Source organism: Niveispirillum sp. KHB5.9 (genome assembly GCF_048066115.1).
GTDB lineage: Bacteria > Pseudomonadota > Alphaproteobacteria > Azospirillales > Azospirillaceae > Niveispirillum.
In genome coordinates, this window is sequence record NZ_JBLTYX010000001.1 from 924,347 (window position 1) to 935,255 (window position 10,909).

Here is a 10,909-nt window from a genome sequence, read left to right on the forward strand (position 1 = left end):
AGTGCAGGCTTTCACCCGCACTCCCGGTCTTTCCAGACACCGGCCGGTAAAGGGCCGGCATGTGCAGGACTTAGCGCGACCAGCTGAGGTCGAAGCTGAGATCGAAGCTCAGATCGAAGCTCAGGTCGAAGCTCAGATCGAAGCTGGCATCGTCACCGCCATACACGTCGTCGAGCATCGCCGACGTGATGCGGGTGGCCGGAAGACCACCACCCGTCATCGAGGGCAGCCAGCCATGTTGCACCAGTTCCGCTTGAAGCATCTGCATATCTATGTACTCCCTGTTTTAAACTTAACCACCCATATCCGGTGGCGGTGGAAATCTATCCGAACGTATTTTCCATGGGTAGCATGTCTTGATCTTTGATCTTTTAAAAGTAAAAACAGTCATATGGAAAATTTTATGCGAATTTTATCTCCAATACATTACCATGAAAACCAACGTCACAACGGCACATTTCATGAATATAGATTCACACCTCCATAATTTTTAATTACAAAAGCACCCATTTGTATTATGTTGAAATTATACTTCACATATTAACGCTTATTTATTTGTCAATTTACTATGTACAAATTTCCACGACAAAATAATTCCATGAAAAAACAATTTAAAATAGGTGCATGACGTTCCCCAACAGGAGAACCGTACACCGACACCCAGAGAATCTTTGGGCTCGTCTTGCGACTCGATGTACATGTGAATGAAATATTGGTGATTTCTAATGTGGCCAAACGACCTGGCCTATCTCACCCTGCGCGCGGCGACTACCGCTGCGCGCATGGTGGCGCGTAGCCAAGCCGCCGGATGGCGGCGCCGGCGACTGAGGCCGGTGATCGGTTACGATCACCGGGACATGGCATAAGATACGGTTGATCGCTTCGGCGCCGGCTCCCGTACGAACAGGGCCGCCAGAAGGCCGATGGCGGCAAGCGCGCCGCAGACCCCCTGCACCGCGACCAGCCCGTACTGGTCGACGATCCAGCCGGCCAATGTCGGTGCCGCCGTACCGCCGACCATCTCGCCCACGAACAGCAGCACGGCATAGGTGCTGGCCACCATTCCCGGCGGCACCGTTTCACCGGGGATCACATAGACCATCAAGGTCAAGGCACCGGCCGCCACGAAGGACAGCAGCAGCGCCGGAACCACCCACCAGGCCGAAACCGACATCATCGCCACGGCACCGGACGCCAGCACGGCGCAGAGGCAGGCGGCGATCAGGCAAGGCCGGCGGCCGAAACGGTCGGACAGCGCGGAGACGACGATGCCGCCGATATGGGCGAAGATGCCCAGACCCACGAAGAAAGCCACCCGTTCACCGGTGGAGAAGCTGGGCAGCGAGGCGAGGTAGAGCGGCAGGAACGTGCCCAGCGCGATGGCCGAACCGATCGTCGTGATGGCACCGATGGCGCCCAGGAAGATGTTGCGCTGCGCCCCCAGGCGAAGAACCGCCCGGAAATCCAGGCGTTCGACCTTGACCGCGGTGGCGGCCACCGCCCGCGGCCGCATCACGAACCAGATGGCCAGCGCCACGAACGGCCCCGGCAGGGCCAGCGCCAGGAAGGCGAAGCGCCACCCGACCGTATCGGCCATCCCGGTCATCAGCGCCGGTCCCACCATCGATCCGATCATGCCCGACAGGCCGATGACCAGCCCAAGGTTCGCCCCGCGCCGTTCCGGCGGCGAGACGGCGGCAACCGTGGCCTGGACCAGCGGAATGACGGGACCTTCGAAGACCCCCATCGCGGCCCGCAGCGCCAGCAGCGCCGGAAAGCTGGACACTGCCCCCGCCAGCCCGCCGACCACGGAAAAACCCAGCGCGCAGATGACGATCAGGGTGCGGGGCCGGACCCCCAGAATGTCGCTGGCCAGCGAGCAGCAGACGCTGGAGATGGCCCAGGACAGCGCCGTCACCGACATCAGTTGCCCCAGTTGCGTGTTGGTCAGTTGCAATTGCGGCTGGAGCGTGGGGAACAGGAAGGCGATGCCGCCGCGGTTGAGAAAGACCAGCGCCACGCAGATGATCAGCACGGCGAGCAGGGTGATTTCGGCCGCGCTGCGGCGCGACGGTGCCGTCCCGGCTTCGGGTTGGCTCATCGCGCATCCTCCTCATGGTTGGTGCCGAAGCCCGCCGGGACGGGCGGTCCCCACAGCGACATGCTGTTCTCCGGCGGAGCGTGCATGCTGGGCCAGTCGAGATCGGCCGGAACATAATCGATGTCGAAACTGTACTCCGCGTAACTGCCCCACGGATCGCGCACATAGTGGAAATAGTTGGAGCCCAGCACATGCCGGCCCAGGCCCCAGCCCACCACATGGCCGGCCCGCGCCATCTGTGCGGCCCCCAGACCGACCTCGTCCACCGACCCGACATCCCAGGCGCTGTGGTGATAGCCGGTTCCCGCCGCTTCACCGAAGGCGACAAGGTGATGGTCGCTGCCATGGGCGCTGTGCAGGAAGGCGGCCGGCCCCGACCGATCGGACAGGCGCAGACCCAGGACGTGGATATAAAAATCCAATGTCGTATCCATGTCCGGCGTGAAGAACAGCGCGTGCGACATCCGGCGCGGCCGGACGGTCGGTGCCTGATCGCGCATCGGCGCCCCGCGCAGGCCGGCGGCCGGTGTCGCGGCGGCCCCCTTGGCGCTGGGCGAGCTTTTCCCCGCGACGCGGATTTCCAGCGGCACGCCGTGCGGATCGGTCAGCCAGAGCGAACGGACGGCGGGATCGCCGCCTTCCGCCGCCGCAATCCCCAACCGGGCGAAATGGGCGGCGAACCGGTCCAGATCGTCGTCGAACACCCCGAAGCTGACATGGCGCAGCGCCTTGCGCCCACCCTTGGTCAATCGCGCCCAGCGGTGGGGATGGCCGAAACTGTAAAGGTCCAGCCCGTCCTCCGCCTCCCGCACCTCCAGCCCGAAATTGGTGTAGAAGTCCCGGGCCACATCCAGGTCCGGGACGGTGATGGCGAAATGGTCCAGCGAATGGACGGCCAGCACGCCCGGGCGCCGTGATTCCACGCTCATGCGCCGCCCTCCGCCGCGATCGGGTTGGACAGGGTGCCGATGCCGTCGATACTGACCTCGCAGACATCGCCAGGCTTCATCCAGAGCGGCGGCTTGCGCGCGGCACCGACACCGGCGGGCGTGCCCGTGGCGATGACGTCGCCGGGTTCCAGGGTCATCGCCTCCGACAGGAGGACGATCAGCCGGGCCACGGGGAAGATCAGGTCGTCGGTCGACGCACGCTGCACCACCTCCCCGTTCAGCCGCGTTTCCAGCCACAGGCCGCGGCAGCCGGGCGGCAGTTCATCGGGCGTCACCAGTTCCGGCCCGAAACCGCCGGTGCCGTTGAAGGTCTTGCCGATGGTCCATTGCGCCGATTTCAGCTGATAGTCGCGGATCGAGCCGTCATTGAACGGGGCATATCCGGCGACATGGTCCAGGGCGTCGGCCTCGGTGATGTGCCGCCCGCCCCGTCCCACCACCACGGCCAGTTCGCCTTCGAAATCCAGCTGTTCCGACACGTCCGGGCGCAGGATCGGCGCGCCATGTGCCACCAGGCTGGTGGCATAGCGGGCGAATATCGCCGGATAGGTGGGGGGCTGGAAGCCCGACTCCCGGGAATGGGAGACATAGTTGAGGCCGATGCAGATGATCTTGGGCGGCCGTGGCAGCACGGGCAGGAAGGTGATGCTACCAGAGGCCATCAACGGTGCCGACGCCAGCCGGGCCGCAGCCCGTTCCTGAGCTTCCCTGCCCCCGGCCACCAGGGCCAGCAGGTCGGTGCCGAGATCGGCGACGCTCAGGCCGCGATAGCCGCCATCGGTGGCGATACCCACCCCTTCCGCACCGTCCACCGTGCGATATGTGATCCAACGCATCAGTTTTCCTCCATTTCATGCCGGCCGGTCACCCGTGCCAGGATTTCGCCGCCCGGCCAGGCATCCCCACGCCAGGCGACATGCTGGTCGGGGCGGATCAGGGCCAGCCCGGCCCCGTAAAGTGCCGCCAGCCCCGGCGCGGACGGGCGCGCGATGGTCAGCGGCACGCCCATGCGGGCGGCGTCGCGGGCAGCCGTGCCGGCATCGGCCCCGTCCTCCATCACCAGCAGGGTGAAGCCGGCACCGAACAGGTCGTAGAGCGAGCTTCCATCCGCCAGCCACGCATGCGGTGCCAGGCGTCCGGGATAGGCCGACGGCCGGTACTCGGTGATGGAGAGTGCCGGCGGTGCCGCGTCTTCCGCGGCGACGAAGGGGGAGCCCGCATAGGAATAGCCCAGCACCACGCCCAGGCTGCGGAACTCCTGCACACGGGTCCCGCGGATCAGGTCCCCGACCTCCCGCCGCAGGGCGTCGCCCGCCGGTCCCGCATCCTCCAGGCCCGGCCGCAGCACGGCGGCGGCGGCGGCATGGTTGACGACCGCCTCGTCAACCACCCGGCGATGCACGGGCCGACGCTCCCCCTCATAGCTGTCCAGCAGCGACGGGTCGGCCCAGCCATCGAGGACCGCCGCCAGCTTCCAGCCCAGATCGACGCTGTCCGCCACGCTCATATTCATACCGTAGCCGCCCAGCGGCGGGTGCAGATGGCAGGCGTCGCCGGCGATGAAGATACGTCCCTGGCGGTATTTGTCGGCCACGAACCGGCTGGCCACCCATTCATCGCTGCTCAGGATCTCATAGGGCAGGTCGATGCCCGTGGCCTTGCGGATCAGGGCGCCGGCGGACGCGTCGGTCAGCCGCAGGTCGGCCGGCACGTGCGACGGCATGAAGTACCAGAGATCGTCCCTGTCCATCGGCCCCACGACACTGGGAATGTCGGTATTCACCTGCCAATACATGATGCCGGGCCCGTGGGGATGCGCCGCGGCCAGGCCCGGTGCCCGGAAGATGATGTTGAAATTGCGCGACAGGCCATAGGTGCCCTCCATCCGCGCACCGATCCGGTCGCGAACCAGGCTGCGGGCACCATCGGCGCCGACCAGGTAATCGCAGCGGATCAACAGTTCAGCACCGCTGGCCGTGTCCACGCCTTGCGCCCGCACGCCGGACGCATCCTGTTCCACCGACCGGACATCGATGTTGAACCGCAGGTCGACGGTGGGCAGCGTGGCGGCGCGGGCCCGCAGCACCTCCTCCAGCCGGTATTGCGGCACCCATTGCGCGTGTTCCGGATAAAGGTCGTTGCGGCCGGGTGCGCAGTTGAACGCGTTCTCGAACCTGGCCAACTGGTGTCCGGCCAGGCGGGTGACGAACAGGATGGACGAGGGATACTCCACCCCGAAGGGCGAGGCGGCGGCCAGCTTGTCGGCGATCCCCCAGCGGCGCAGATGCGCGCGGGTCCTTGTATGGGTGGTCTTGGCGCGCGGGGCATAGCCGACCCGGTCGTTGCGCTCCACCACGATGCAGCGGATGCCCCGGCTGCCAAGCTCGATGGCCAGCGCCAATCCCGTCGGTCCGGCCCCCACGATCAGGACGGAGGTTTGCAGTTCGATCATTTCCCCTCCCCAGGGCGTGTTTCCCGAGGATGGATAGACGCGCCGTGGATTGCGGGAACGATGGCAAAAGCCGGCGAATGATGCCAAAACCGGTATCGGTTGCTGACAGGGAGGCAGGAATGAGGCTGACGCATCTTCGTCATTTCACCGCGGTTGCCGAACGCGGCAGCCTGCGCGCCGCCGCCCGTCAGCTGGGCATCGCCCAGCCCGCCCTGACGCGCAGCATCCAGGAGATGGAGCACGAACTGGGCGTCTCGCTGTTCGAGCGGCTGCCACGGGGCGTGGCGCTGACCCCGATGGGTCAGGCCTTCCTGCGCCGGGCGGCGGCGGTGCAGAACGAGCTGCGCCTGGCCACCGACGAGATCGCGCAGCTGCGCGGCAACATGACGGGCCAGGTCACCATCGAACTGTCATCGGCGGTGCAGATGGCCCTGCTGCCGCGCGTCATCGCCCCGTTCCGCCGGAAATTTCCCGATGTCTACCTGACCCTGCGCGAAGGTGCCTTTCCCACGGCGGAGGGGCCGCTGCTGGAAGGGGCCATCGATTTCTATGTCGGCCCCATGCCCGACATCCCGCAGGGCGGGGAGCTGGTGGCGGAGAAGCTGTTCGACAACACGCGGCTGGTCTATGGGCGCAAGGGGCACCCCAGGGCCGGTGCCCGGTTCTTGCACGAACTGGCCGATGCCGGCTGGATCCGCACGCAGGTGTCGGTGGACCCATCGTCGGAACTGACCAACATCTTCCAGCAGCACGGGCTGGCACCGCCCCGGGTGGAGATGACGGGGGCATCGACCATGGCGATCATCCTGGTCGTGGCCCATTCCGACCTGCTGACCATGCTGCCCAAGCAATGGATGGAGTTCGTGGCCACGCGTGAACTGCTCCAGCCCATCCCCATCGCGGAACTGCTGCCCGCCCCGCCCATCTGCATCGTCAACCGCGCCCGCCTGCCCCTGACCCCCGCCGCGCAGTTCCTGGCCGACCTGTTCCGGCGGGCGGCGGGATACCAGATGCGCGATGAAACGCGGGTCGCCGGCTTGTAGGCCGGCGATTGGGAATTGTAAAACAACAGTGTGATAACAAAACCGGTATCAATGGATTGATTTGCATATTCACCCGGCCGGAAAGCCGGATGCTATAGCCCTTCATACAAATTGCGGCGAACCGCACACCGCTTCGGCGGAACGAATGAAGGGGAGGAACCATGCGGAACAGGCATTTTCACGCCTGGCTGTTGGCTGGCATCGCGATGACGACGGCATCGGCGGTTGCGGCGGCCGATGCGCCCGATGATGCGGCGCCGGTGCTGGAGGAGATCATCGTCACGGCGCAGCGCCGGGCGCAGAACCTGCAGAATGTGCCGCTGGCCGTCACCACCGTATCGGGTGACGCCCTGGCCGACCGGAATATCGCCACCACGCAGGACCTGATGCAGATCGTGCCCAGCCTGCAGGTGGGGACCCAGACCGCCGGGGATGGCGGGGGATCGGCCACCTTCTTCCTGCGCGGCATGGGGCAGCAGCGGGCCGGCAACGGGTCGGAACCGGCCGTCGGTGTCTATGTCGATGATTTCTATTATCCCAGCCTGCAGGGCGACGTGTTCAACATCGTCAACCTGGCCAGTGTGGAGGTGCTGCGCGGGCCGCAGGGCACGCTGTTCGGACGCAACACGATCGGCGGCGCCATCCGGTACAACAGCCTGCAGCCGGTGCTGGGGGAGGTATCCGGGCACGTCACCGGCACCTATGGTTCCCATGACCGCACCGACCTTGTCGGCGCCGTCAATGTGCCGCTGGGTGAGGCGGCGGCCATGAGGGTCAGCGCCGGGCACCTGGAACGCGACGGCTATGTCCGGGTCCAGGCCGGCGGACCGGATGCGGGGGCGACCCAGACCGATCTGGTCAAGCTGCAGGTCAAGGTCCAGCCGTCCGATGAACTGACGGTCGATCTGTCCGGCATGTGGAACCGGTCCGACCTGGACGGCTTCGCCTACAACCTGCCGGGGCCGCTGACGCCCAAGCCGGGCCCGTCGCTGCCGTTCGTCTACAACACCGTCATCGCACCGGCCCGGAACCTGCCGCTCTACACCGACGCGCTGAAATCCACCTGCTTCTATTGCCAGCCGGGCAGCACCGACCCGGAATTCAGCACCACCGAGTACAAGAACGTCTTCGGCACCATCAGCTGGGAGGTGGCACCCTGGCTGTCGATCAAGTCGCTGACCGGGTGGCAGCATCTGGACAGTTCCGCCCAGATCGACCTGGACGGCACGCCGCTGCCCCTGATCGGCACCGGCATCCGCGAGCAGAGCTTCACCGCCTGGTCGCAGGAGCTGCAATTCAACGGCAGCGCGTTCGATGACCGGCTGAACTTCGTCTCCGGCCTCTATTATTACCACCAGGACAGCCCGGCCATCGTCCAGGCCTCCCCCGCCATCGTCCTGGCCGCACCGGGCTCGCTGGTCCCGGCGGAAGACCGCACGACCAAGACCTATGCCGGCTATATCGACCTGGATTACCGGCTGACGGATGCCCTGACCCTGCTGGGCGGCTTCCGCTACAGCGAGGACCACAAGAGCGACAGGGTACTGCTGCCGGCGGGCGACCTGGAATTCGACAAGACCTTTGCCAGCCGGACCTGGCGGGCGGGCGCGCGTTACCAGTGGACCCCCATTGTCATGAGCTATCTCACCGTCTCCACCGGCTATCGCGGCGGCGGTTTCAATCCCTATCAGGATGCGACCAAGGGAGTGGTGCCGTTCGAGCCGGAGAAGGCCACGAATTACGAGGCCGGCCTGCGCCTGCAGTTCCTGGACCGGCGGCTGACCCTGAACCCGACCGTCTTCTATGAGGATTGGGACAGGATCCAGGTGCAGACGGTGTTCTTTCCGCCGGGTTCGGCCGTCGGGGTGGTGGTCTTGCAGAATGCCGGCACGGCGGAGAGCAAGGGTTTCGAGCTGGAGGCGGACTATGCCGTCCTGCCCGGCCTGCACCTGACCGGCAACATGGCGATCCTGGACCTGCATTATACCGATATCGGCAACGCCACCGGCATCACCGTGGACAGCCCCTTGCAGCGCGCGCCGAAGCTGACCTGGTCGATCGGTGCCGCCTATACCCACGATCTGGGATCGGCCGGCGACCTGACCACCTCCGTCAATTTCAGCCACCAGGGGCGCCAGAACAGCACGCCCACCGACGCCGACACGCTGATCCTGCCGGCCTACCGGCTGCTGAACGGCCGGGTCGAATGGACCGATGCGTCCGGGCTTTATTCGATCGCCCTGTTCGCGACCAACCTGACGGATGAGAAGCATTATGTCGGCGGCGTGAACTACTACGCCAATGCCGGTGCCGCCCATTACGATCTGGGCCGCCCGCGGGAATTCGGCGTGACCATGCGGGTCAATTTCTGAGACCAGCCAGGTCCCTTTTTGCGCAAGATCAACCTTTGGAGAATGGCATGAGCAACCCGGCTGCGGAAATCTCTCCGGCCAATCGCAACGTGTTCGTCGATCACGATTATCCCGAACAGTCGGTGGACCTCGGCGAGGTCACGATGAGCTATGCGGTCGCCGGCTCCCCCGACAAGCCCGCCCTGCTGCTGATCCCCGGCCAGGGCCACTCCTGGTGGGCCTATGAGAAGGCCATGGCCATCCTGGAGAAGGATTTCCAGGTCTATGCCGTCAGCCTGCGCGGCCAGGGGCGCAGCACCTGGACCCCCCGGCGCTACACGCTGGACAATATGGGCAACGACCTGGTGCGGTTCATCTCCCTGGTCATCAAGCGGCCGGTGATCACCAGCGGCTGTTCGTCGGGTGGCGTGCTGTCCGCCTGGCTGTCCGCCTTCGCCCTGCCGGGCCAGTTGCGCGGCGCGTTGCTGGAGGACCCGCCGCTCTTCGCGTCGGAACTGACACCCTTGTACGGCCAGGGCATCCGCCAGGCCGCGGCCTTCTTCTTCGAACCGCATGCGAAATACCTGGGCGACCAGTGGAGCGTGGGCAACTGGGCCAAGGTGGTGGAGGCGATCCAGGCCGGCGCGCCGGGCCTGAAGCTGCCGCCCGAACCGCCGCAGCATGCCAAGGAATACGACCCGGAATGGGCCCGCTCCTTCGTGGAGGGCAATGTCGCCCGCAACTGCCCGCATGAACTGATGCTGGCCCAGGTCAAGGTGCCCGTGCTGCTGCCCCACCATGCCCGGATGGTCGACCCGAAAACCGGGCGTCTGATGGGGGCGCTGTCGGACATGCAGGCGGAAATGGTACGCGAGATCGTGACCAAGGCCGGCCAGCGCTACGATTATGCCTCCCTGCCCGACGCCGCCCACATCCTGCACATCACCAACCCGCCGCGTTTTGCCGACGTGCTGACCCAATGGGCGAAAACCTTGCCCTAACCCGCTCCCGCACGGCCAGGAACCCCCATGTCCACCAACAAGGTCATCATCACCTGCGCCATCACCGGCGGGGTGCATACGCCGACCATGTCGGCAGCCCTGCCGGTCACCCCGGCCGAGATCGCCCAGGCATCAATCGACGCGGCCCATGCCGGGGCGGCGATCATCCACCTGCATGCCCGCCGGCCCGAAAACGGCGCACCGACCGGCGATCCCGATGTGTTCGCGCAGTTCCTGCCCATCATCAAACAGGCCACCGACGCCGTCATCAACCTGACCACCGGCGGCAGCCCCGCCATGCGGGTGGCGGAACGGCTGGCGGCGGCGCGGCGCTTCCAGCCGGAAATGTGCTCGCTCAACATGGGCAGCATGAACTTCGCCTTCTTCCCCGCCGCGCGGCGGATCACGCAATGGAAGCATGATTGGGAGGAAGGCCATGTCACCGGCAGCGACGACAATGTCTTCCGCAACAGCTTCCGCGACATCGCCCATATCCTGGAAACCCTGGGCGGCGCCGGCGTGAAGTTCGAGCATGAATGCTACGATGTCGGCCATCTCTACAACCTGGCCCACTTCCTGGACCGGGGCCTGGTCCGGCCGCCCTTCTTCGTGCAGCTGGTCTTCGGCATCCTGGGCGGGATCGGGGCCGACCCCGACAATCTGCTGTTCATGAAGCAGACGGCCGACCGGCTGTTCGGCAAGGATACCTATCAATGGTCGGTGCTGGCCGCCGGGCGCCAGCAGATGCCCTTCGTCACCCAGGCGGCCCTGCTGGGCGGCAATGTCCGTGTGGGCCTGGAGGACAGCCTGTTCATCGAACGCGGCCGCCTGGCCGCCTCCAACGCCGAGCAGGTGGTGAAGATCCGGCGCATCCTGGCCGAACTGGGCCTGGAACCCGCCACACCGGCCGAAGCCCGCGCCATGCTGGGCCTGAAGGGTGGCGACCGGGTCGGGTTCTGACACGCCCCTTGAGGGGGAGTGCCGGATCATGGCCTATTGGGCCTCCTCCGT

9 protein-coding genes are annotated in these 10,909 nt (G+C 65.7%); 4 read left to right on the forward strand and 5 right to left on the reverse strand.

What is annotated here, in order from left to right; translation table 11 throughout:
* Positions 1-70: 70 nt before the first annotated feature.
* The 5 genes from ACM9HJ_RS03715 to ACM9HJ_RS03735 form a co-directional block, all read right to left on the reverse strand.
* Entirely contained in the window at positions 71-268 is a 198-nt protein-coding gene (locus ACM9HJ_RS03715; RefSeq protein WP_416570336.1) for a hypothetical protein, read from the reverse strand.
* A 579-nt stretch (positions 269-847) separates the two neighbouring features.
* Complete coding sequence (locus ACM9HJ_RS03720; protein WP_416570337.1) at positions 848-2,101, reverse strand: MFS transporter; 1,254 nt, start codon at positions 2,099-2,101, stop codon at positions 848-850.
* Complete coding sequence (locus tag ACM9HJ_RS03725) at positions 2,098-3,030, reverse strand: VOC family protein (protein ID WP_416570338.1); 933 nt, start codon at positions 3,028-3,030, stop codon at positions 2,098-2,100. Before ACM9HJ_RS03725 ends, ACM9HJ_RS03720 begins: the two co-directional genes overlap by 4 nt.
* The gene (locus tag ACM9HJ_RS03730) at positions 3,027-3,887 is read right to left on the reverse strand and encodes a fumarylacetoacetate hydrolase family protein (RefSeq protein WP_416570339.1); all 861 of its coding nucleotides are present in this window, start codon (positions 3,885-3,887) and stop codon (positions 3,027-3,029) included. Before ACM9HJ_RS03730 ends, ACM9HJ_RS03725 begins: the two co-directional genes overlap by 4 nt.
* A complete protein-coding gene (locus ACM9HJ_RS03735; RefSeq protein WP_416570340.1) occupies positions 3,887-5,503 on the reverse strand; it encodes an FAD-dependent monooxygenase in 1,617 nt (538 codons plus the stop codon). Before ACM9HJ_RS03735 ends, ACM9HJ_RS03730 begins: the two co-directional genes overlap by 1 nt.
* A 119-nt stretch (positions 5,504-5,622) precedes the next feature.
* Here ACM9HJ_RS03735 and ACM9HJ_RS03740 point away from each other — a divergent pair, with 119 nt between their 5' ends.
* From ACM9HJ_RS03740 to ACM9HJ_RS03755, 4 genes are all read left to right on the forward strand, one after another.
* Positions 5,623-6,546, forward strand: coding sequence for a LysR substrate-binding domain-containing protein (locus ACM9HJ_RS03740; protein WP_416570341.1), 924 nt, complete (start codon positions 5,623-5,625; stop codon positions 6,544-6,546).
* Positions 6,547-6,707: 161 nt separating this feature from the next.
* Positions 6,708-8,918: a TonB-dependent receptor gene (locus ACM9HJ_RS03745; protein ID WP_416570342.1), complete on the forward strand. Its 2,211-nt coding sequence runs from the start codon at positions 6,708-6,710 to the stop codon at positions 8,916-8,918.
* Between the two features lie 47 nt (positions 8,919-8,965).
* Positions 8,966-9,898 carry an alpha/beta fold hydrolase gene (locus ACM9HJ_RS03750; RefSeq protein WP_416570343.1) on the forward strand — a complete coding sequence of 311 codons (933 nt, stop codon included), beginning with the start codon at positions 8,966-8,968 and terminating at the stop codon, positions 9,896-9,898.
* Positions 9,899-9,925: 27 nt separating this feature from the next.
* Positions 9,926-10,858, forward strand: a complete 933-nt coding sequence (locus tag ACM9HJ_RS03755) for a 3-keto-5-aminohexanoate cleavage protein (protein WP_416570344.1) — start codon at positions 9,926-9,928, stop codon at positions 10,856-10,858.
* Positions 10,859-10,909: the final 51 nt, after the last annotated feature.